Below are 22,641 nucleotides of genomic sequence, written 5' to 3'. Positions count from 1 at the left end.
AGATGACTTCTTCCGAGAGATGCACTTATATTTTCCAATACATGCGTATCCTCTCTTGGTGTATGGATAAGTCAAGGGTACTCAACCAGTGCTTTTCAATCCACTGGACAAAGCATTTATCAGTCCAAGCAACTTGGTTAATATCTCCTCTTTTTCTACACTGTTTTCCTCCTTAATATTCCGCCATGCGCTTAAATAGTGAATGTGTAAATGGTGGAGTAACTCCAGTTTATCATTCCGCCATTTTAGATTGTCATATTGTCTATTTCTTCTGATGGATGCAGGCTCTTCAAAAAGCGCCTCTATCATTTGAAATCCATTTTGGTAGTCTGTTAGAATTTTGTCCATAAACACTTCTCTTTCTTCCACTTCTTCATCCAATCCGGCATATTGCTTCATGATATTCAGATTTGAAAGAATGAGGTTGGTCTCCGTTTGTATCATTAAAAACTTGAAGAATCCCCAATGGTTAATGGATTTTTTCAATAGCGCATATTCTTCCGGCTTTTCCGTTTTTAATGCCTTTAGTGCCTCCCCAAGTCCATACCAGCCAGTGATTGTGGTTCGGGAAAGATTCCAGCTAAACACCCATGGAATGGCCCTTAGGTCGTTTAAAGTCCTGGAACCGGTTCTTCTTGCCGGTCTTGAGCCGATTTTACTTCTTTCCAAAACATCAATACAGGTCACTTTGCTGTAAAAATTTATAAAGCCTTGTGTTTCGATAAGTTTTCTGTAATGCGCATATGATTTTTGAGCCAGGTACTCCATCGTTTGCAGGGGAAGGGCAATTTCTTTCGGATCAACCCTGTTTTTGATGATATGCCTTGCTACCCCCGATGAAAGTGCGTTGAGGTTGTATGTGCCTGTCATTGGGTTGCCAAAGAGTTGCGCTACGGACTCTCCCTGCACCGTAAGCTTGATGGTTCCACTGACTGTGTTTTCGGGCATACTTTCTATAAACCGATGGTATTTGCCCCCACCTCTGCTGATAGTGCCTCCTGTGCCGTGGAAGAAGTAGATTTCCGTTTTGTTTTTTGTCCCAACCTCGAAAAGTAATTTTTCGGCTTTATATAAATTCCATTTACTGGCAATCGTTCCTCCATCTTTGTTGCTGTCACTGTAACCCAACATGACTTCTTGCTTATGAGATAATTTTTCGGCCCTTTCTTTGGTAATTGGGTGCTGCAGGAATTTCTCCAAAATTCCGGGGCCATTGTGCAGGTCTGTGATGGTTTCGAATAAGGGCACAACCATAATGTTGGAATTCAACAACTGTGCTTCTCTCATCAACAGATAGACCAGCAATAAATCGCTGAGATTTCTGGTCATGCTGATGATGAAAGAGCCTATTCCATCTGAGCCATATTGATTTACATGCTGACGGACCACTCTGTAACAGTCCAGAACATTGTCGGCTTCCGCTCCATAGGCAACGGTAACATCGGTAATCGGCGAATTGCGCTCCAATAGGTGATTTAAAAAATCAACCCGTTTATGCTCGTCCCAATTTTCAAAATCACTCTCTTTTTCGCCGTTGGTCTTCAAAATCTGAGAAAAGGCTTTGTCATGAAAATCACTGTTCTGCCTGATATCCAATTTTGCCAAATGAAACCCGAAGCATTTTACAGTCCTTTCAACCGGAAAAAGCAAATCTTCAGCAATGCCATTGAGACCGCTTTCCAACAAGGTTTTTCTTAAAATTTTCAAATCCTCTTCCAAAAATCTACTTGATCTATAATAGACACCAGAATCAGCAAATTTTCCGGAAATGGTATTTTCTGTTTGGAGTACAATAAGATTTACAAATTGTCTCCAAGGTTCGTGGGCATTTCTTTGAACTGCTTTTATGCCAGGCTCTCCCAATGCACTTATTTTCTTTTCTATACTTTCTGTCAGCAAAAGGGGGACGGGATTGGTAATTCCCGATATGGAAAGCTTTTTTGCTAAATGCAACAACTCTTCTTTCACCAGCAGGAGTGCTTTGTTTCTGTGAAGGACCAAAGTTTCCTGTGTCACCGTAGGGGTTACCAGGGGGTGACCATCTCGATCACCACCAACCCAACTACCGAAATTGATTTTGGGAAACGCATCCGGATCTTTCATTTTGTCAGGGTCAAAACCCAACGCTATCCATGAACTTTTTAATTGCTGATCACTTTTTTCCAATACCAAAGGAAAAACGCTACTCAAGTAATGCAAGACATTGGCTCTCTCGTCTTTGATGTCTGGTTTTTCCAAATAGATTTCTCCCGTTCTCCACCACCGTTCCAATAAATAAATAATCTTTTCTTTGATGACATTTTGTTCCCGATTGCTCAATGCCGTGTTTTCTCTTCGGACCAGAAGCAAGTACAGCTCCCGGTGAATCTCGATAACGGTCACTCTTTTTGCCTCCGTAGGATGTGCCGTAAGTGTTGGGTTTACTGTAGTTTCGGAAATGGCTTTGCGTATTTCATCCTCATTTACTGAGGCATCTTTCCAGATTTTCAATGCTTCTGCCCAGGAACCTCTGATTGGAGTGACGTTTTCCAAGTCTTCCATTTTCCTCCGGGATTGTGTAGCTGCATTTTCCTCTACCAAAGTCAACAATTGGAAATAAATGCTCAGGGATTGTATTGTCTTTTCACTTGAAATTTTCTTTTCATCTCCATGGATCTGTTGTGAGGTATTCATGATGAGAGAGATGACCTCAACTTCGTTGATGCGGGCCAACATTTCTGTATAGCAATCCACAATAAAATTCCTGTCGTCTGATATTTTCTGATGCGGGGCTTCTTTGATATCCATGTGCTAAAAATGAAGAAAAATGCCTGTTTATAAAAGTGATATTCAGTTTTTAAAGAGTAGGAAAATAGTCTTCGGTCATATTCAACCTGTGTTGGGCATTGCCGATTCCTTTCCAGCCTGAGATGGCTACACAATCAATATGGTGTTTTCTGTTTTTGATTTTTAATTTGAGGAATAAGCCCATCAGGAAATGAAATGCATGTTTCGGGTTTAAGGTGTCATAAAAAATCAAAACCCAATTTAAGGGTAGTGCATCTTATCAATGGTAAACAAAATATTCTAAAATTACCATTCCAAGGCAGCTTAAAAAAACACCTTCCTAATGGTGGTATGCTCATCCCATTGGCAATTATTCACCCTTCCGCTTTTCCTAAGCTGTACCAAATTAGCATTGGGACTCTCGAAAACTTTCGGAATCAAAAACGCGAAGCAGAGTTTTCCTCCGTCAGACCAGTTTTTGATGTTAAGTGCTAGGTTCATAATTGTTGAGACTAGCGTTTATAGCTTTCTTATACCTTCGTTCCTTTTTCGTTTGTTTCGTAATCTTTTAGTGTTGTCCCATCTTTTTGTTTCCATTCAGTCAGGCCGTTTGCATTTCGACCCATAATCATCACAGCTGCTGAGGAGGGACTACTAAAAATATAATCTTCCGAGAATTCAAAAAATTCTCCTTTGTTTATAAGGACTCCTTCGTCAATTAATTTTTGTCTGGTAATGAGGTAGTTAGGATTCATTGAATTAACTGTTGTGGCGGCGGATTTTGATCCTTTAAAAACAACAAATCCATCAGATGTTGGTTCTCCTTGTCCGTCTGCTCCGCGGGCTGCCTTAATTGTAAAAATGGCTTGTTTCTGTTTTGTTTTGATTTCCCGTTTTTCCTCAAATGTTTTATGTCCTAATGTATTCACTAGCATTTTTACATATTCAATAAATTCTTCCATTTCTGCTCGGTCTGATTCTGAAATTGAAGATTGGGTTGGAATAACAAAATTGTCTACTTTGTATCTCTTTGCTGTTTTAGCAATATCATGTAGTCTATTTTCCAAGTATTTAATGTGGGCTTTATTAAGGTTATCATCCTTACTTATAAAAACAACGGCTTCATTCCAAAAATCTTTTTGTGTCAGTTGTTGATTAAGTCTTTTTAAAATTGACTCTGCTTCTCCTATGTAAACTTGATCTTTTTCCTCATCATCTTTTCCAAATAGCAGATAAATTCCTGGACTAGTTAAATCAGATCTATCTGCGCAGTCTTTTATTTTCACCCGCGGTATTTTATATGCCTTACCTGACCAATTTGAAAGTTCAACACTCATGCGTCCATTTGGATCTCCGTCGATTAAGAAAATTTTTATTGTTTTTCCGTATTTCATTTTTAATGGTGTGTGGTCTGTTTTATCAATGAGCTTTAATGCATTATCATCAATACTTGTTGATATTTTTCAATTCATTAAAAGTAAAACTAATCCTTAAATATCCAACCCATCACCGGACTTTTCACCAATCTAAAACCAGCGCGCCAATGGGAGTGGAGTACCGATTTTCTAAACCCCGAACGTTGCGTACCCAATTCCATTTCAGTCTTTAACTACCTAAAAATCAGTCACCTATTTGATGTCTTCGACTTCATTCTATCGGTGCTATTCACAATTCTCCAAACAGATTGATTTCCCTACAGTTTCAATCCCCATTTAGAAATTCAATGCGTATTTCCAGGAATAAATGGACAAAAAAAATCGGGCTGCTTTTCAGCAGCCCGATTCTATTTATGGATTTTTCAGTGTTCAATTAGGCAGTCCAATCATTCCATCCGCCTGCATAGTTTTCGATATTGTCGAAGCCATTTGCCTTCAAAACGGAATAAGCGATTGCTGCACGGGCACCACCTTGACAGTGAATGATGACGGGTTTGTCTTTCGATACTTTATCTAGATTTTGATAAAGCTTGCCTAGGAAAAGATTGTCTGCACCTTCGATATGTCCTTTTTTGAATTCGGATACACCTCTGACGTCGATCACCTGTACATTTCCTTTTTCCAATTTGGCCTTTACAGCTTCCTTATCAATCGGAGTGTAAGACTCCAATGCTCCTTCAAACTCCGCCAATTGGGTAGGGGTGATAAAGCCATGGATATTGTCCAGACCGATTCTCATCAATTTCCGTGTGAGGTCGTCTATTTGGTTTTCTTCCGCGATCAAGACGAAGAATTCCTCATAGTTCAGGTACCAACCCATCCATGTTGAGAATGAATTGTTGTTGGTGATGCTCAAAGTTCCCTTCAAGAATCCGTTTCTGTAGTCTTCGGCCGTTCTGGTGTCGATGATTTTCAAGGCCTTCTTTTTGGCTTCTTCAAATTCAGCTTTTGAAAGGTTTTTGATTTTTGGAACTTCTGTCAGCAACTTTCTGTCCACCTTGTTCAACTTCTTCATCATGGCGAAGTATTTGGGTGGTTCTGGTTGGTCTGCCAGGAGTTCTTTGCTGAATGCAGTTTTGTCATCCAGCATCTGCAAGGCCCAGTTTCTGATTTTTTCGTAACCTACGGTCGTCATGGGTACGGCTCCAAGAGCTTTGCCACAAGCCGAACCGGCGCCATGCCCAGGCCATACCTGAATATAATCCTGCAACTGAACGAAGGATTGGAGGGAGTCATACATCTGTGCGGCTCCGATATCCTGTGTTCCGACCAAGCCAGCGGCTTGCTCCAAAAGATCCGGTCTTCCGACATCTCCCACAAACACGAAATCTCCTGTAAACAGCATCGCTGGCTCAGTGGTAGCGGGTTTGTCTGTCAATAGGAAACTGACGGATTCTGGTGTATGACCAGGGGTATGCAATACCTCAAAGGTGATGTTTCCCAACTTGATGATGTCACCATGCTTGATTTTGTTGTGCGGAAACTCATATTTCCAATTTTCGTCGCCTTCATCCGAAAGGTACATTTCTGCACCCGTGAGGGCTGCCAATTCCCTGGATCCACTCAGGAAGTCTGCGTGGATATGGGTTTCCAAAATGTGGGTGATTTTAAAATTGTTGGCTTTGGCGATCTGCAGATAGGTATCCACATCTCTTTTTGGGTCGATGACTGCGGCAATTCCACTTGCTTGACATCCGATTACATAACTTGCCTGCGCAAGGCTTTTGTCATAAACGAGTTCGAAGAACATATTTTTCCTTATTTGTTTGTTTAACCTGATTTGTGAATTTTCAGTCCCATGCTTCCACCATAGCGGACAGTTGGGTTTAAATTCATTTTATTTACACTGCAAAATAAGGGATTATAATTTTCTGATAATGTGATAAAAATTACCTAAGAAACAGCAATGGAGGAAAAATACCCTATTCAGGGAGTTTTCTTTCCTTATGTGGCATTTGCCATGCTTCCCAAATCTCCTGTTTCCCGAAGACGGGCTGATTTTCTAACAAAACACCATTCAACCCGAAACATGCATTCCGTTTCGAAATGGGATTGAAACTGCAGGAAAATCAGATTATTGGGAGACTAATTCCTGATGCCAATAGGGTGAAGTCAAAATCAATCAACACCTAATTGAATAACAGTTAATTATACTATTGAATTGAGTTCGCAATGCATAAAACGGGTTCAATTCTTATTCTGCCTTATTCCTGCTCTTGCAGTCTGTTTTTCTTACGGTTTCATCCCCATAAAGAAACCTGATGCCCATATCGGGTTCAATCTGCAGTTGCCCTGATTTTGACATAGGCTTTCAAATCCGAATGGAGGATCTTTTCCAATTCCTGTTCATTGCCTTTGCTGGTCTCGGTAAACAAGAATCCAAAGACACCGAATTTGTCGAATTTGATTTTTCGCACATGGAGTGGGTTTTCAAAATCCCGGAGCAGTTTTTCGAAATCGAATGCCTCTACTTCCTCAGGCTTGTAACCGAGAGGATTGTCCAGCAAAACCAAGCTATAGATTTTGTCCTTTCTGGTTTTGAAAATGGCTTCCCAGTCTGGTTTTTGGTTGTTGAGAAAATAGGCGTAGGAATTGATTCCATACCCAAACCAGGTCAAATCCGCTGTCGTGCACCAGCCTCCAAACCGCATCGGGTTGACTTCTATGGGGATGATTTTCCCCTCGGAATCCACCCTGATTTCAATGTGAAGCGGAAAATTCCTCAAATCCACCCTTTTACCAATGTCCTGAAGGAAGTCCATGAGGGGTTGATAAAGCGATTCGATGATCTCTTGCGAGCTGGAGTACACACGGTCGCTGACATCCTTTTCCGAAATAAAGACATGGTGGAGAATGTTGAGTATCACCGGACTTCCATTTTCATCAAAATAACAGTCAAAGGCATATTCCTCTCCTTTTATGTATTCTTCAATGATAAAGTCCGTATTGCCCAGCACTTCCTTGGGGTAAAGAGATTGGGTTCTGGAAATGTCTTTTTCGATCTTGGCCAAGGTTTCTTCCCATTCCCCCAAGCCATCCACTTTATAGACCGCGATGCTGAAAAAACCGACGGCGGGCTTGATGATCAAGGGGAATTTGAATCCTGAAACATCGAGTGATTTCAGCCCCTCAAAAGGAACACCCATGTAGAAGTAATCCGGGAATGCATCCTTGACCAGTTCCCGAAATTTCACTTTGTTTTTGAAAAGGTCGATGTGCTTCGGGAATTTTGTCCCTTGGGCATTTTTCTGGATCCAACTGATTGAATTTTCCGAATTGGTATAGACCAATTCGTTTTCATTGTTCCGAAGTTTCGAAGCCGCATCCTGCTCTGAAATCCAACGAATAGGCTTTCCTTCCGTCAGTTTCTTGGCCTCAGGAGTGGCAATGACTTCAAAATTGTTTTCAACAATGGTTTCAATCAAAAAATCCGATACAAAGGGGTAGTCTAGTAAAATCATAAGAGGGTTTTCAGACAACTAATATATAGCATTCTCAAGTGATGGGGCAATTAATTTTTTAAATGGGGAAAGAAATTTGCGAAATCGATCAATTTTGAACCTAACCCGTTTTATGCATGAACAATTCAATTTGACCTGAAATCGCCCAATAATCTTCAGTTGTTTGCAATTCTTGACTTCACCGCATCGATGATTTGTCTTATTCTTTGGATATTCTAATTTTCTTGCCGTTTCAAGCCCATGGGGAAATCGAATGCACATTTCGGATTGAAAGCCATAGGCTTCTCCGTACTTTTTACCCCACGATTCATTTTGGGGAAAGCAGAATGCAATCCCCGGCTCAAAATGCCATTGTCAGGAGAATACTTTTGCGCGAAACAATAACCCTGGTGGAGGCACGATCCTGATCACAGCAAGACAGCGGCTGCTGCCGCAAACAGGTGATCCTAATGTACCGCGGAACCTTACAACTGAATCCCGATGAATTTGTCCTTAAGGCTTGGTCTAAAAATCAGCATCAGGTAGGCCCAGTTCTGGTTGTTTTTTGGATTTGGGGCGCTTTGGACAAAGGAAAAGGTATCCGTTTTGAAAAACTGGCTGTATCCGCTTTGGATAGAAAAAACATCATTCACGACATACCCCAGTGAAAAATCCAGTTGGGTACCAAGGAAATCGTCCATTCTTTGCAAGTCTCCGGACACATCAATCCGCAGGACTTTATTGTGGGCAAAAAAGGCATGAAGGTCCCCTTGTAGAAAAAATTTATCGCTGAAAGCGAGCTTGGAGCGAAGGAAAATGTCCCGCAATCCCACATTTTCATCCAGCGTTTCTTCTCTGTAAAAAAGATCCATGTAGCCATTGAAAAGGTGATTGGTGCCATACAAAGGATTGAAAGAACGGTTCTCTTGAAACTCATTATTGGCAGTCCCACTGAGTTGTTCATATCCTGCGGATAGGATCCATGACTTTCCCTTTTCCCTGTCAATTGGAAAGGTCTGGTTGAAGGCAAGACTGAAATTATGGGCATTGACTTTTTTTCCCACAGGGTCCTTTCCAAATTGCTGGTAGTGATAGGCGGAAATCTGGGAATTTCCGGAATTGTATTGTAGGGTCGGGATACCCAACGTTTGCCGGTAATAATTTCCTTTTTGGATCAATACACCGTCGCTGTTGAACCGATTGAATTCCCTTCCGTCATTCCAAAACAGGGTGGAAAATCGAAATTTACCCCATTTGTTTTCATACCGGACCATCTGGGCGAGTTTGTATTGGTTGGGCGTGTCAAAGGGACTTTCGAACAGTGCGGCTTTGCTTTGGTTGTAAGCCCCGCCAAAATGCAATTTCATGTCTTCTTTTTCGTGCATCAGCAGCACCAAATCGTGCGCCCTTCCCTGTAATTCCCAGTCTTGGTTCCCCAAAAACCTAAAATTGTCGTAATTGAGCTCCTGGCGGCCGAGTTTGATTTTCCAATTGTCCGAGATACTCGCCAATGCCCAAGCTTCATGAACGGACAAAAAAGAATCCGTTGACTTGAGTTGCGCAGTGCTTCCCCAAACCCGAACATCCTGGACACTCATATAAAAGGTGAATTTTTCCATCTCATAAGTGGCCTGCAATCTTGCACGATGGGCGATGAATGAAAATGGATCTTGGTCGTCCGGAATGAGTCTTCCGAACCCGTTTCTGAATTCAGCACGCTGGATAATCTGCCCATCGATTTTGAATTGGGCTTGGATATTTTGGGACGAAAGAGAAAGTAAAAAAATCAAACCCAATAGCGATGGCTTTTTCATGGTGGAAGGGAACTAGGTTCATTTAATTTATAAACAGCTGTTTATAAAAGCAATAGGCGCAAAAGTATTGTACTCAATTTACCCAAAAAATTAAAGAAATTCCCAATGCTTCAGGATTATTCAAGTGCCCACAATTGAAAACTTCTAACTTGAGAGGAAACTTCTCATTTCCGATGCCACATGGCAGTGGCGGCTTATGGGCAAAGATTTTGGTCATCTCAAAATATGATTTAAATCATACCTTTTTGTCTTAAATTAAGGAGCAGGAAATTAGCAAGAGCAGAAAGGGGGTGATATTTTTGTGCATTGGCGTTGGTTCTCCCGACGATCCTTTTTTGGAATGAAAACAAAAATCTGAATATGTTGCTTCAAAATGCTCCCCACAGCTTCCATATACCCGTAATGGGTTTGGGATATACCATTGATACCCCACTTAAAGTTGCAAAATACGGGATTTCTTCCGTGCTGTCGATCATGGAGGACGGACTGATCGAACAGATGCGGCTTGTCCATAGCCGTAAATTTGACCTTCCATACAAAGTCATTCGGGACACGGAACAGGATTATCGGGCCAGAAGGATCACCGCTTACCTGAACATGCTCCATACCATTGTTAACCTCCAAATTGGCAACATGAAAGCCGGTTCCTTTGAGGATGGGGGAGACCTTTCCCGTTATTTTGAACTCCTTCCGGCATTCCATCCCGACAAAGTTTCATATACCCAAATGCTGTCTGCTGATGGCGAGGAGAAAATGAGGCTGCAGTCACTTTTAAGGGAGAGCATCGTTCCCGGCAGCATTGATGTAAACATCATGACCAAATTGGACAAAACCAATTATGATCAGGAAGGAATTGCTTTGCCACCCGAATTTGCGGATGCCATGTCGGCGCTGAGGGCTTTTGCCTTGAGTGAATTGAATGGGGCGATGGTTTTCTCGGCGGGTCTGAATCCCAGGCTTTTTGCTTACATGGAGCAGTTTGAGGATTTTTTTCCCGATGAAAATGGATTTCTCAAAAAGCGCATCGTGCTCAAAGTGAGTGATTATCGCTCTGCGCTGATCCAAGGGAAATATTTGGCCAAGAAAGGCTTATGGGTATCTGAATTTCGAATAGAGTCAGGATTGAACTGTGGTGGACATGCCTTTGCCACCGAGGGGATCCTTCTCGGACCCATCTTGGAAGAGTTCAAATCCAATCGCGAATCCCTGAATGAACAGCTTTGGGATTCCTGCCAAAATGCACTTGTGGGCAAAGGTAAATTTCAGTTTCCAAAGGAAATGAAGGTGAAAGTAACCGTCCAGGGCGGGATCGGCAATGCCAATGAAAACCAGTTTTTGATGAACCATTATGCCTTGGACGGAACAGGTTGGGGAAGTCCATTTCTATTGGTGCCGGAAGCCACGAATGTGGATGAAGAAACACTCCAAAAGTTGATACATGCCAAAAAATCTGACTACTACCTGAGCGACGCCTCTCCATTGGGCGTTCCTTTCAACAATCTCCGTACGACCAGCTCCGAAATCCAGCGGAAAGAAAGGATCGACAAAAACAGGCCGGGAAGCCCATGTTACAAGAAATTTCTGTCGCTGAATACCGAGTTTACAGAAATTCCGATTTGCTCTGCCTCCAGACAATACCAGCATTTAAAGCTGAAACAGTTGTCGGCCGAGTTGGGAAGCGGAGAAAGTTATGCCAAAGCTGCTGAAAAAGTGATGGAAAAAGATTGTCTTTGTGAAGGTTTGGGGGCTCCGGCACTTCTTGTGAACCAAGTAAACCCGGCCCGAAACTTAAGGGCAGTGACCATTTGCCCAGGACCAAACTTGGCATATTATTCTGCTGTTTTCAGCTTGAAAGAAATGGTGGACCATATCTATGGCAAGGCTTCTGTCATGGTGGATGCCGCCCGTCCCCATATGTTTGTCAAAGAACTGGAGCTTTATGTGAGTTACCTGAAAACAGAGATGGAAAAATTCCTCCCCGAAAAGCCCAAAAAACATGAGGCCTATCTGGATCGATTTCGGAACAATCTTCTTTCGGGAATAGTGTACTACCAAACGCTGATCTCATCGATCAGACCTGATGCGGAGGACATGCTGAACCGGATGAAATTGGAAATCCTTGGCTTTCAAAATGAAATTGAAAAACTAAGTGCTGTGGATGCATAAAAAGCGGCTTTGATTTTCCGTTTTATATGCATTTAATAAAAGTCAAAATCATTTTTATAACTAAAACAAATGTATTATGGTTGATTTCATGCAACTTACCATCGGCGAGATCGTCGCCAACGATTACAGGGCTGCCACCATTTTTAAATCCTTTGGGATTGACTTCTGCTGTGACGGGCAGAGAACAATTCCGGAAGCGTGTGCATCCAAACAAAACGATCCGGAACTATTGATTTCGCTCTTGTATGGCGTCCTAAAAACGGAAAACCATGAGCCTTTCGATTACAATTCCTGGCCGATTGATCTTTTGGCCGATTATATCGAAAAAAAGCATCACCGCTATACCCGGGAAAGGATTCCCTTGCTGCTCAAATTCTTCAAGAAACTTTCGAAAACCGAGGCGGAACTTTATCCCGAGATCCAGACAATCCACGAACTTTTCAAAACCTCTGCCGAGGAATTGTTGGTCAGTATGAAAGAGGAGGAAGCTGTTTTGTTTCCCTATATCCGAAAAATGATCAAATCCAGTGATGGGAAAAAGAAAATCGGTGAACAGCATTTAGGTATCGCTGAGGCATCGATTCGGAAGATACTCCAAGACCATGCTCAGGAGGCAAAAATCTTTCGAAAAATAAAGGCCTTGTCCAACAACTTTATGGCGCCAGAAGATGCCTCCAATAGTTTCAATGTCGCTTATACTTTATTAGCCGATTTCGAAAAAGACCTTCACAAACATTTTCACCTGGAAAACAACATCTTGTTTCCGAAAGCTTTGGAATTCGAAGCCGGATTTCAATCGACTTCCAAATAGGAGGTTCTGGAGATTGGATTGTTTTTTTGGAATGCTGATTTTCAAAAAGAACAGCATTTCAAAAAACCATCCAATCTGTATTTCAGGGAAGGGAAGATTTGCGTTCGTTTGGGGACCAGCATGCACAGATCGGGAGATCGACCTGAAATCCTCGAGGTGGGAAAGATGCCATCGTTTTTTTTGGAAAATGTTGACTCCGAAATATGCATTGGCTTTCCCAATGGGGTTGAAGCCGCAAGAAAATCAGGCCATTCGAAGAGCCACGGATTTGACCGATTTGGTCAATTTAAAAAATGTAAAGAAAGGTAGAGGGTTAGGCGATTTCAGAAGGCGTAGAATTGGTGCTGCATAGCAGGGGTGCATTGGGATAAGGTCTAACTGTCCTGTTTTTTTTGGCTAAATGGTCTTCCTTCTGTGAAAAAATGACCCGTTTTCTGGGTAGAGATGCCCAAAGAATATAAGAAAATCGGATGGATTGGGGAATCGATAATCCTGAAAATTAGGCGAACGGCCAAGAGCCGAGTTTCAAGGGGCAACAAATATTACTCAACTTGAATCTTGGAACCGACTTTTTTGTTCACTGACTTGAGGCAATGGATTTTGATCTTGTTGGAGGTTTCTTTTAATTTCCGGAAATAAGGATTAATATCACCATCAAAGAAATGGCCTTTGGCAGATTAATCAAGAACCAAAAAAAAGATGTTTTCAAAGACTTGTCAATACGGCATTCGCGCGGTGATTTACGTTTGTTCCAAAAGTAGAAATTCTGAAAGAGTAGGGGTGAAGGAAATCTGTCAGGCAATAGATGCCCCTGAATTTTTTACTGGAAAAATATTGCAGATGCTTGCAAAAAACAAAATCATAAGTTCGGCAAAAGGTCCAAATGGAGGGTTTTATATTGATGAAGATCAAAAGGGGATTGCACTGATCGATATCGTCAAAGCCATTGACGGGGATAATCTTTTTATCGGCTGTGGTTTGGGATTGAATAAATGTTCTGAAATCAATCCCTGTCCCATGCACCATGAATTCAAGGTGATCCGAGACAATTTGAAAACGATTCTTTCCAATAAAAGCATTTCTGTACTGGCAGAAGAAGTGGAAACTGGCAGCGTGACACTCAATAGGCTAATCGGCTAAGGAGTCTTTTTGCTTATTCCTTGGGTCCTTCTTCAAAGCTTCAAATCCCGACATCAAGTCAAACAATTCTTCGTCTATATTGCGCTGCCGCATCTGATGGAATTTTTGATGGAGGTCAACCAACATCTCTTCGATGTTTTTTTCTGCTCGCTGCATCGCAGCCAAACGGCTTGCATTTTCGCTCGCCAGAGATTCAGCGCAGGCTTTGAATAAGGAAACAAAAAGAAATTCTCGGATAAGGGCTTTTAAGGTGGGTTCTTTTTCGCCCATCACCTCAGGGATGTTCTTTGAATCCCAGTCAATTTCACCCAGAAGGGTTTTCCACTTTTCATCCAAAGGCAATAATTTTTGCACAATGGGCTGGTATCCAATCACTGGTTTGGGCTGGTTATGAAAGATTTGATATTCCTTGGAGGCATCCATATCCTTGTTTTCCTGACTTTCCAATAAGATTTCCCTGACCAAGGGCGTTATCGCTACCACCGAGTTGGGCACACGAAAAAGCCGTGTAGTCCTGAATCCACCATCGATCAAGCGGAACCGGATGCGTTCACCCACCGCCCAGATTTCTTTTTCACCTGGGAAATCCTTGAGGGTTTTTGCCACAAAATCGGCAAGCGTATCATTGAAACCGCCAACCAACCCTTGATCTGAGCCAAAAACAATCGCACAGATTGATTTTTGGTGATTTTTTTTAGTTCCGGGGAATTCGTTCGCGATAGTATTTTTTTGCTCCATAAAATAGGCGAAAATCCCCATGTTTATCGCCCTATGATAATCTCCCAAGGATTTTACAGACATTTCATATTGGACGATATTGGAAGCGGCCATTGTCTTCATGGTTCTCACGACCGACTTGAGGTCTTCTGCACTTTCCAGTTTTCGGCTCAAGCTCACCAATGTATCCATTATCGACTGTCTTTTTTGGGTTCGAATTCTTCTTTGAAGGAAGAGAGTACTTCTGCAGCAATCTCTAAGATGGATTGGCGGTCGGCTTCGTTCAGTTTTTTATCGGAGTACAATCGACCCTCAAGCGCTCTCGGGAGTTCTTTGGCGCTCATCAACAAGGCCTGCTCAGATTCCAACATTCTTTGAAGGGGAATGGAATCAAATAATCCGCTTGTCAAAGCCAACAGGATAAGAATTTGTTCAGGAACAGACATGGGATGGAATTCTGCCTGTTTGAGTCCTTCTCGGATGCGTTGTCCATGGATGATTTTTTTTCGGGTATCATCATCCAGGCGGGTACCAAATCGGGCAAAACTTTCCAGTTCCTCAAACTGGGAATAGGCGAGTTTCAGTGTCCCCGTAATCGACCGAAAAACTGGCAATTGGGCCTTTCCACCTACCCGAGAAACAGATTTCCCGATATCTATCGCAGGCAGAACGCCCATCTCGAATAGCTTGGGAGAGAGAAAAAGTTGTCCATCATTGATGGAGATGAGATTGGTGGGAATATAATCCGAGATGTTTTGGGCCTCGGTTTCGATGATCGGCAAAGCCGTCAGCGATCCGCCTCCGAGTTCATCGCTCAAATGGGTGGCTCTTTCCAGCAATTTGGAATGGATATAAAAAATATCCCCAGGGAAAGCTTCACGACCGGGCGGTCTTCTGAGCAGAAGGGAAAGTTCACGATAAGCCCGTGCATGGTGGGTGAGGTCGTCATACACGATGAGCACATCCTGACCACGTTCCATAAAATATTCGGCAATGCTCGTGGCCGCATATGGGGCAATGTATTTTAGACCCGGCGAAGAATTCCCCTCAGCCACCACGACAAGGGTATAGTGCATTGCGCCCTTCTCATGCAGTTGTGCGATTACTTTGGCCACCGAAGAGGAGCGTTGCGAAATGGCGCAATACACACAGATCATATTTTTGTCATGCTGGTTGAGGATGGTGTCTATCGCGATGGCGGTCTTACCCGTTTGGCGGTCGCCCAAAATCAACTCCCTTTGTCCGCGGCCAATTGGGATCATCGCATCCACGATTTTCAGCCCGGTCTGCAAAGGTACGGTGACCTCGGCGCGATCCATGATGGCTGGTGCGGGTCTTTGGATGGGGAGCCTTTTGCTAAATCCAATGTGCCCTTTATCGTCCAAAGGCTTTCCCAAGGGATCGACGACCCTGCCTATCAGTGCTTCCCCAACAGGAACGTCCAAGACCCGACCGGTTCGTTCCACCTCATCTCCGACATTCAACAGGGAGTCTTCCCCGAGTAGTATCACCCCGATTTCAGTTTCGTCCAGGTTGTAGGCAATGCCAAAAAGGTCCTTGGGGAACTTTAGCAATTCCTCATAACCAGCTGCCTGAAGTCCTGAAACCCGTACTATTCCGGCCGAAACACTCATCACATATCCTACTTCCCGAGGAGAAAAAGAAGGAACGAAGGTTTCTCTGCCTTTCTTTAATTTATCAAAGGCATCGGTGATAGACTCTTTTGATTCGGTCGGGGGCATATCAGGTTTTATCAAAGACTGTTTTCGATTTTTCAATTGCCGTTTCGGATATGTTTTTTTCCAGCGCATGGAGATATTCGGCAATACTCCAAGCCAATTTGTACCCCTTGGTCGTCAGCTCAATGCCGCTGACCAATTCGGGGACGGTCTTGAAAAGGAAATGGGCTTGTACACCGATAACCTGAGAGACCGTTTGCTCAATTTCTTCCCGTTTTTTTTCGGGCAAATCAAATGCGCTCCGAACCAAAATCGGGGTCGAGCTGGATTGGAAAGCTTCCAAAAATTGTCTTTTCTCGCCTTCATTTAGGGTTTTCAACCGGCCTAGGAAGACCTTGATGGTCTGATCTTCCAAATCCATCGAAGCAAGGTCTGACAGCATTTTCTGTGTGATGGCGAAAACTTCCCGATGGACCTTCTCTTGGATTTCTTGCTTAAGGGAGTGATGTGCTTCCATTGTGGTCTTCACCAACTGGGTACGCATCGTGGAGGCTTCGTTTCTGGCTTCCTCCAGGAGCTGCAGCCGCTTCTGTTCGGAGTCGTCATGTGCTTTCTTCATCAATTCCATTTTGGCACTGTCAAAATCCTCGTTTTTGTGGAGAAACAATTCCTTCTCCTTTTCGGCCTCCTCTTTCTTGGAGGCAGCCTCTTCAAGTTGGGAGGCTATTTTTTTTTCTCGGGCATCGATGGCATTGAGAATGGGTTGGTAGAGAAATCGCCTGAGCAATCCCACCAAAATGAGGAAATTGAGTATCTGGGCGACAACGGTAAACCAATCGATTTGCATCTTGAAGCGATTTCGTCCTTAAAGAAAATGATTCCAAAATGGGTTGGCAAACACCAAGATCAACGAAAGCACAAAGCAATAGATTGCCGTAGATTCGATCATGGCCAAACCCACGAACAATGTCCTTGTGATGGTGGGTGCCGCATCGGGTTGCTGCGCAATGGCGGTCAATGCCTGGGAAACCGAGCGGCCTTCGCCAAGGGCAGGAAAGGCTGTTCCGATGGCGGTGGTCAATCCAGCCGTAACGATGGAGGCTACTCCGATAAGTGTAAGACTATCCATTTTAATTCTGTTTAGTTGATTATTGAGTTTAGGCAATGGCTTTGATTCTGATGGCTGCGGCAATGTAAACCGTTGCCAAAACGCTGAAAATATAGGCTTGCACAATTCCCGTCAATAAGCCCAGCATACTCATCACCACAGGGAAAATGAAAGGAGCAATGGTCAAAAGAATGGCGACGATCATGCCACCACTCATGATATTCCCAAACAACCTCACCGCCAGCGCGAGCGTCCGTGAAACCTCAGAGATCAGGTTGAAGGGCAGCATGATGAAGGTGGGTTTCAAGTAGCTTTGTAAATAGGCCAGAAGACCGTTTTTCCGAATTCCATAATACGGAACCGACAGGAATACACAGATTGCCAAACCGGCAGTAGTGGACAGAGAACCTGTGGGTGCTTGGTAAAAAGGAAAAATCATACAGATATTTGCCAACCCAATGAAAAGGAACAAGGTCCCGATAAAGGCGATGTATCTCTCCGGTTTTTCCAGGCCGATTTCCTTGATCTGATTGTTGATCATGATGACGATGATCTCAAGGATCAATTGCCAGCGGGAAATCCGGATGTCCGATTTTAGGTTTCTGGTGATCCATCCGGAAGAAATGACCATCACCGCCATCAGTGCCCAGGTGGTCACCACGGTGAGGTTGATATGGATATATCCATATTCCCAAAAAACCGTTTCGTCAGGACTGAGCTTCATGTTTGGATGGTTTTTTTTTCAGTTGAATTTGCTTTTCCTCACTTGGTTTGGTGGAGTGGAGGATGAGGTGCCGGGCAATCAGAAAACCCAAAATGCCGAAAAGGACGGTTTGCCAACTCCCTTGGGAGAGATAATAAAAGCCAAACACCGTGATGCTGGTTCGGACCAAAAAACTGCCGATAAACCAAAACCCCGGTTTTTTTGCAGCAATTGCCTTGTTGACAGTCCACCAAAGGCCCCCAAAAAAGAAGATGCCCAAAACCCAACCGCCGATAAATCCCCATGCAAAATTTATGATCTCATCCATTGTCTTTTTCTTTTTTAAAGTCCAACTTTTGCTGTGCTTCATTCGGGTTCATTTCCCGGTTTTCATTGGCGACCCAGAACCAAGCGATCATGCAACCTGCAAATAGTCCAATGATCAAAAAGGTCAAGGTCCAAGAAAACGATTGGGGATAGTGCTTGTCCAGCCAGATGCCCAAGATCGTTCCCAATAAGGTAGGTACCGTCACCGACCAACCGACCATGCCAAACATCCCCAAGCCAAACCAAATGCTTCTTTTTTTTTCTCGGAGGGTTTTCAGTTTCCGAAGCTCTTTGGCCCCGACCTGTTGACTGAAAAATTCATCTTCCTTTTTTCGTTGTCCGGGAGGTTCCATTTTCTTATCGTTTGCTGAATTTTTCCAGTTGATAAATAAAGCCACTTTCCAATTTCGCCATCACAGATCGGACTTTTCTTTCGGTTTCGTCCAATTCCATAAATTCCTTTTCAACCGATTCCCGGAGTTTTCCTAAGTTGGCTCCGCCAATCGCATTGCGGACAGCCACCAAGACTTCCCGGCCCGACTTGATCAGGATTCCCTCATCTATGGCCAGATATTGGACGTCCTCCGAAGCCGTTTCAAAAATCAAAATCCCCGGGACCAATGCCGCCACACCGTCCAATCTCTGCGGAAGCAAACCAAAAGCCCCAGAGCCGGTTTCCACGACTATCCTGATTACATTTTCGATCTCTGCGAAAACCATAAAGGGAAGGAGAATTTTAAGTGTCATCGACTGATTTTCCATGGCGGATTTTTTATTTTACGGGTACCTGGTTTTTTGCGATTTTGGAATCGTGAAGGTTTTCATTATTGGCCATGGACTTGGCCTTTTCCAATGCTTCCTCGATGTTGCCAACCATATAAAATGCGCTTTCGGGTATTTCCTTGAATTCATCTGCAAGGATTCTTGCGCAACCCGAAAGACTATCCTCCAAGCTGACGTATTTTCCGCTGATGCCACTGAATTGCTCGGTGGTGAAGAATGGTTGCGTTAGAAATCGCTCCAATCTCCTGGCGCGGTTGACCAGGTTCCGGTCTTGTGTCGAGAGTTGTTCGAGTCCCAGCATGGCGATGATGTCCTTGAGGTCTTCATATTGCGCCAGCGTTTGCTTGACCTTTCGCGAAAGGTCATAGTGTTCCTTGCCGACGATTCCGGGAGTAGTCATTTTGGAATTGGATTGCAACAAATCGATGGCCGGATAAAGGCCTTCACTGGCTTTTTTTCGGGAAAGCACGATAGCCGCCGACAGGTGCGCAAAGGTGTGTACCGCTGCCGGATCGGTAAGGTCATCTGCAGGAACATACACGGCCTGTATGGAAGTGATGGCACCCGTAGCCGTGTTGGCGATCCGCTCCTCCAATTTGGACAACTCGGTGCCCATGGTGGGTTGATAGCCCAATCTGGAAGGCATCTGACCCAGTAATCCAGAGACTTCCATGCCCGCCTGGATAAAGCGGAAGATGTTGTCGATGAGCAACAAAACATCCTTGAATTCATCATCCCTGAAGTATTCGGCCATCGTAAGCGCTCCGTGTCCAACCCTAAAACGAGCACCCGGAGGTTCATTCATCTGGCCAAACATCATGACCATATTGTCCAGAACACCGGCGGCTTTCATTTCATGATAGAGTTCATGGCCTTCACGGCAGCGCTCGCCGATGCCACAAAACATGCTGACGCCCTTGCCGTGCCCGACCATGTTGTGGATCATCTCCGTCAGTAAAACCGTTTTGCCCACTCCGGCACCGCCAAACAAGCCCGCCTTTCCGCCACGCTCTAATGGGATGAGCACATCGATGGCCTTGATACCCGTCAAAAAAACCTCGGATTTAGTGGATCTTCTTGTCAAAGGAATATGTGCCTGATGGATGCTGCGCCATACGACTTCCTTCAACTCTTCTTTGTGGTCAATGGTATTTCCAAAAACATCAAACATCCTCCCCAGTATATTTTTACCAACGGGGACTTCCATTTGCTTTCCGGAAGATTCCACCACCATCCCACGCGCGAGTCCTTGGGTGGCCGTCAGAGCAATGCCCCGAATCCGATTGGCATCTATTTGTGCCATGACCTCTATGGCAATCTCGCCGTCTTTTCCCGTGTGCAGCAAGTTAAAAATGGAAGGCAAATTGTTTTCAAACCAAATATCCACCACGCTACCCCTTACGGAAATGACTTTTCCATAATTCAGAGACTGGTTTTTTTTTGCTGAATTCAACTCCATATCCTGTATGTATATTTTAGACTTCAAAGAATCCGTAAACAAGCCCACCAAAAATGAAATGCAGGTTGGTCATGTCGAAAAGTGTTTATTTCAAAAACAAAACATGTACTATAGTATATTAAAAATAATTAATATTTACATCTAAACGATTTAAATAAACAAAAATTTAATTAATATATTTAAAAATATAATTTTTAAAGAATATTTTAAGTGGGAAAAGGGATTTTTGTTTTTAGGGTTCTTGTTTTGCTCTTTTCACAAAGAAATTCGGGAATTGTCAGCGTTTTTTTTCTGAAGGAAAAACTTTGGTTTCTTGTTATTTAAGGGTGATGGTAGAGTTAAGGTTTTAAAAAATAAAAGCCGTTTTTTTGGGATTCATGCATAAGTAAATCCGGTGCAAAGCAAAAGTTGTAAATACTTTTTGAATTCAAAAGCAGAGGAAAATTGCTCATTTCTACACTAATTTATTGTATTTAAATTTAAAAAATATGCGAAATAACAATTTAATATTGATATAGAGCATAATAATGATATAAAATGTGATTTATATCATTGTCAAATCATCGGCTTTTGACTAACTTCATTTCTAAATCAAAAGGACGACCATGATGAAAAAAATCCTTTTTGCGACCGATTTTTCTGAGAATGCGGCGGCGGCCTTGGTTTTTGCGATAAAAATGGCGCAGAAACACCATGCGTCTCTGGTAATGCTTCATATTTTCGATGTGCCCACTTCCTGGAATTATCCCTATACTGATGATCCTATCGAAATGGAAAGGGAGGCACTCAAGGATTCCTTGAGCAAGTTGAAGGCCTATTTTCAAGAATATGCGAAGGATGACAGTGTGGGGCTGGAAGTGAGTTACCATGCACGCGAAAACCTTTCTCAAGTAAAAGGCATTGTTTCGTTTGCTCTGGAACAGGAGCCTCAATTGATCGTGATAGGGACCAGAGGGGGGAGCATGGCCAAGGAGATTATAGTGGGTGGAACTGCCAAATCCCTGATCCCAAGATCGCCAGCACCCGTCTTGGCGGTGCCTGAAGTTGCCATTTTCAGGGAGGTAAAAAATGTACTGTACCTGACAGACTTCCATGAAATGGATGTGGAGGCCATTCGAAAGTTGATAGAAATCCTGGCACCTTATGATCCGGAAATCAGCATCACCCATGTGAACACCTATTTAATCGATAGCGGACATGAAAAGAAAGAATGGTTTAAGAACTTGGTCAAGGAAAATCTCCCCGCTAAAAAAATCCATTTTCATCAAATTTTGGCCGATAATATCTACGATGGCATTAATTCCTATCTCAACGACAACCGGTTGGATATGCTCGTGATGCTTGAAAAAAGACGGGAGAGTTTCCTGGATAAGATTTTTCACCAGGATCTCGTCAAGCGCATGGATTTTCACACAACCATGCCCCTTTTGAGTTTCAATGAGCATTATTTGCGTGGACTTCCGTAGGCAAAGCCAAATTTTCATCCTTAACAATTAAAATCATGGTGGCTAGAAGATTGTATTTGGCTTTGATGGTCCTGTCTGTGGTGATGGGGATTTATTTTTACGGAATATCCGTCCAAAATTTCGATCCGGAATTTTTATACTATTTTGCCATGCTGCCTTTTTTTATGTTTGTTACCGGTTTCCATGGGTTTTTGGCGCATTCGCTCAGTACTTTAAAGAAGAGCAAAATGGTTTTTTTTCCGCTCCTCATGGGTTTTCTATTTGTATTCTTGTTCTTTATCCATCTCTTCGTGATTATGCCCCTTTTGTGTCCAAATCTTTAAATCTCCATCTATATGAATGACTTAAATCAGATCATGACTGAAATCACACAGCTCACTGTCAATATCGAAAACAACTATCCCGAATTGTACACTTTTCTGGATGAAAACCCAATCACGATCCCTTCCGAAATTGACCCTAAGGTCGATCTCGCTGCTTATCAGGATTATCTCGAAAGCCTCAAGCAACGGATCAGTCTGAAAACTTGGGGGATTAGAGTGAATTGATTTTCTTTGTTTAAAAAACAAATGGAAGAAAAGGATTACCTCAGTTTACTTTTGCCTCAAGGTCTACTGGAATTTTTTAAGGTTACCTCAGCTAACCTTCAGGACAATGCTTATCAGATTTATCTGGAAGAGCTCAATATCCATCCTGAACATCTCCAAGGAGTTAAACTGATTTCTAAAGGATTTTATGAGGAAGTAACCGTACAGGATTTTCCTCTCCGAGGCAAAGCCTGTTTCCTTAAAATAAAAAGGAGGAAGTGGCTCAACGAAGAGACGGG

The 22,641-nt window shown here is 43.1% G+C and carries 22 protein-coding genes; 7 read left to right on the top strand and 15 right to left on the bottom strand.

Translation table 11 applies throughout. The features are described from left to right. Nucleotides 1-81: 81 nt before the first annotated feature. The 6 genes from Q7J63_RS02610 to Q7J63_RS02585 form a co-directional block, all read right to left on the bottom strand. Entirely contained in the window at nucleotides 82-2,787 is a 2,706-nt protein-coding gene (locus Q7J63_RS02610) for a phosphoenolpyruvate carboxylase (protein WP_304883842.1), read from the bottom strand. A gap of 303 nt (nucleotides 2,788-3,090) precedes the next feature. After that, nucleotides 3,091-3,267, bottom strand: a complete 177-nt coding sequence (locus Q7J63_RS02605) for a hypothetical protein (protein WP_304883841.1) — start codon at nucleotides 3,265-3,267, stop codon at nucleotides 3,091-3,093. A gap of 29 nt (nucleotides 3,268-3,296) precedes the next feature. Beyond that, entirely contained in the window at nucleotides 3,297-4,160 is an 864-nt protein-coding gene (locus Q7J63_RS02600; RefSeq protein WP_304883840.1) for a GIY-YIG nuclease family protein, read from the bottom strand. A 415-nt stretch (nucleotides 4,161-4,575) separates the two neighbouring features. Further along, nucleotides 4,576-5,952, bottom strand: coding sequence for a rhodanese-like domain-containing protein (locus tag Q7J63_RS02595; RefSeq protein ID WP_304883839.1), 1,377 nt, complete (start codon nucleotides 5,950-5,952; stop codon nucleotides 4,576-4,578). Between the two features lie 526 nt (nucleotides 5,953-6,478). Next, nucleotides 6,479-7,663, bottom strand: coding sequence for an ATP-grasp domain-containing protein (locus tag Q7J63_RS02590; protein WP_304883838.1), 1,185 nt, complete (start codon nucleotides 7,661-7,663; stop codon nucleotides 6,479-6,481). Between the two features lie 464 nt (nucleotides 7,664-8,127). Then, nucleotides 8,128-9,456, bottom strand: a complete 1,329-nt coding sequence (locus tag Q7J63_RS02585) for a hypothetical protein (RefSeq protein WP_304883837.1) — start codon at nucleotides 9,454-9,456, stop codon at nucleotides 8,128-8,130. A gap of 360 nt (nucleotides 9,457-9,816) precedes the next feature. On the opposite strand from Q7J63_RS02585, the gene Q7J63_RS02580 reads away from it, so the two are divergent. From Q7J63_RS02580 to Q7J63_RS02570, 3 genes are all read left to right on the top strand, one after another. Next, nucleotides 9,817-11,622, top strand: a complete 1,806-nt coding sequence (locus tag Q7J63_RS02580) for a hypothetical protein (protein WP_304883836.1) — start codon at nucleotides 9,817-9,819, stop codon at nucleotides 11,620-11,622. A gap of 76 nt (nucleotides 11,623-11,698) precedes the next feature. Next, complete coding sequence (locus tag Q7J63_RS02575; RefSeq protein WP_019598111.1) at nucleotides 11,699-12,433, top strand: DUF542 domain-containing protein; 735 nt, start codon at nucleotides 11,699-11,701, stop codon at nucleotides 12,431-12,433. A gap of 699 nt (nucleotides 12,434-13,132) precedes the next feature. Beyond that, nucleotides 13,133-13,573 carry an Rrf2 family transcriptional regulator gene (locus Q7J63_RS02570; protein ID WP_304883835.1) on the top strand — a complete coding sequence of 147 codons (441 nt, stop codon included), beginning with the start codon at nucleotides 13,133-13,135 and terminating at the stop codon, nucleotides 13,571-13,573. Here the strand turns inward: Q7J63_RS02570 and Q7J63_RS02565 are convergent. Genes Q7J63_RS02565 through atpD form a run of 9 tightly spaced genes read right to left on the bottom strand, consistent with a single transcriptional unit; the run spans nucleotide 13,562 to nucleotide 20,349 of the window. Continuing rightward, the gene (locus Q7J63_RS02565; RefSeq protein WP_304883834.1) at nucleotides 13,562-14,482 is read right to left on the bottom strand and encodes a F0F1 ATP synthase subunit gamma; all 921 of its coding nucleotides are present in this window, start codon (nucleotides 14,480-14,482) and stop codon (nucleotides 13,562-13,564) included. The genes Q7J63_RS02570 and Q7J63_RS02565 overlap by 12 nt on opposite strands. Continuing rightward, on the bottom strand, nucleotides 14,482-16,032 hold the full coding sequence (locus Q7J63_RS02560; protein WP_304883833.1) for an alternate F1F0 ATPase, F1 subunit alpha: 1,551 nt from the start codon (nucleotides 16,030-16,032) through the stop codon (nucleotides 14,482-14,484). Before Q7J63_RS02560 ends, Q7J63_RS02565 begins: the two co-directional genes overlap by 1 nt. 1 nt (nucleotide 16,033) lies before the next feature. Beyond that, complete coding sequence (locus Q7J63_RS02555) at nucleotides 16,034-16,816, bottom strand: F0F1 ATP synthase subunit B (protein WP_304883832.1); 783 nt, start codon at nucleotides 16,814-16,816, stop codon at nucleotides 16,034-16,036. 18 nt (nucleotides 16,817-16,834) lie between these two features. Continuing rightward, nucleotides 16,835-17,098: a F0F1 ATP synthase subunit C gene (locus Q7J63_RS02550; RefSeq protein ID WP_019598117.1), complete on the bottom strand. Its 264-nt coding sequence runs from the start codon at nucleotides 17,096-17,098 to the stop codon at nucleotides 16,835-16,837. Nucleotides 17,099-17,126: 28 nt separating this feature from the next. Further along, the gene (locus Q7J63_RS02545; RefSeq protein WP_304883831.1) at nucleotides 17,127-17,801 is read right to left on the bottom strand and encodes a F0F1 ATP synthase subunit A; all 675 of its coding nucleotides are present in this window, start codon (nucleotides 17,799-17,801) and stop codon (nucleotides 17,127-17,129) included. Then, nucleotides 17,785-18,108: an ATP synthase subunit I gene (locus Q7J63_RS02540; protein WP_019598119.1), complete on the bottom strand. Its 324-nt coding sequence runs from the start codon at nucleotides 18,106-18,108 to the stop codon at nucleotides 17,785-17,787. The genes Q7J63_RS02545 and Q7J63_RS02540 overlap by 17 nt, the downstream gene beginning before the upstream one ends. After that, entirely contained in the window at nucleotides 18,101-18,460 is a 360-nt protein-coding gene (locus tag Q7J63_RS02535) for an AtpZ/AtpI family protein (RefSeq protein ID WP_019598120.1), read from the bottom strand. The genes Q7J63_RS02540 and Q7J63_RS02535 overlap by 8 nt, the downstream gene beginning before the upstream one ends. A gap of 4 nt (nucleotides 18,461-18,464) precedes the next feature. Then, nucleotides 18,465-18,869, bottom strand: a complete 405-nt coding sequence (locus tag Q7J63_RS02530) for a F0F1 ATP synthase subunit epsilon (RefSeq protein WP_304883830.1) — start codon at nucleotides 18,867-18,869, stop codon at nucleotides 18,465-18,467. Nucleotides 18,870-18,879: 10 nt separating this feature from the next. Continuing rightward, a complete protein-coding gene (gene atpD / locus Q7J63_RS02525) occupies nucleotides 18,880-20,349 on the bottom strand; it encodes a F0F1 ATP synthase subunit beta (protein WP_304883829.1) in 1,470 nt (489 codons plus the stop codon). 605 nt (nucleotides 20,350-20,954) lie between these two features. On the opposite strand from atpD, the gene Q7J63_RS02520 reads away from it, so the two are divergent. From Q7J63_RS02520 to Q7J63_RS02505, 4 genes are all read left to right on the top strand, one after another. After that, complete coding sequence (locus Q7J63_RS02520; protein ID WP_304883828.1) at nucleotides 20,955-21,815, top strand: universal stress protein; 861 nt, start codon at nucleotides 20,955-20,957, stop codon at nucleotides 21,813-21,815. Nucleotides 21,816-21,850: 35 nt separating this feature from the next. After that, on the top strand, nucleotides 21,851-22,138 hold the full coding sequence (locus Q7J63_RS02515; RefSeq protein WP_304883827.1) for a hypothetical protein: 288 nt from the start codon (nucleotides 21,851-21,853) through the stop codon (nucleotides 22,136-22,138). Between the two features lie 12 nt (nucleotides 22,139-22,150). Next, nucleotides 22,151-22,363, top strand: a complete 213-nt coding sequence (locus tag Q7J63_RS02510) for a hypothetical protein (RefSeq protein ID WP_304883826.1) — start codon at nucleotides 22,151-22,153, stop codon at nucleotides 22,361-22,363. A 21-nt stretch (nucleotides 22,364-22,384) separates the two neighbouring features. After that, the coding region (locus Q7J63_RS02505; RefSeq protein WP_304883825.1) for a transposase at nucleotides 22,385-22,641 on the top strand (257 nt) is incomplete at its 3' end.

This window comes from Rhodonellum sp., from assembly GCF_030656585.1.
In the GTDB taxonomy this organism is placed as follows: Bacteria; Bacteroidota; Bacteroidia; order Cytophagales; family Cyclobacteriaceae; genus Rhodonellum; species Rhodonellum psychrophilum.
The sequence above is the reverse complement of the archived record's forward strand: the minus strand, read 5'-3'. Positions and strand labels throughout refer to the sequence as shown.